The 233-nt window shown below is 38.6% G+C and carries 1 protein-coding gene; it reads right to left on the bottom strand.

Annotation, left to right across the window (positions count from 1 at the left end; genetic code table 11):
- Positions 1–6 precede the first annotated feature (6 nt).
- The coding region (locus SCA31_RS25680; protein WP_410699747.1) for a hypothetical protein at positions 7–233 on the bottom strand (227 nt) is incomplete at its 5' end.

The raw sequence follows: 233 nt of genomic DNA, 5'->3' as shown, positions 1-233 counted from the left end.
AGAAGATTAAAGTAAGTTATTACTGTCACGGAAGATCTCTAAAGCCCATTTTAAGGTTGCTTTTGTGTCGCCGTTTGTTGCGTTTTTCAGTTCATCATCTTTTACACCTGTAGATTTAATCAAGCCCTTTGCGGCAGGATATAGAATATCCAGTCTTCGTTCACTCATTTCTGGGAATTCTGGAGAACGTTTTTCTTCTTCGGTAGGAAGATTTTCTGGATTGTTGAGATGAG

Source organism: Chryseobacterium sp. SIMBA_028, from assembly GCF_046535285.1.
Lineage (GTDB): Bacteria > Bacteroidota > Bacteroidia > Flavobacteriales > Weeksellaceae > Chryseobacterium.
This window is presented reverse-complemented; position numbering and strand designations above follow the sequence as displayed.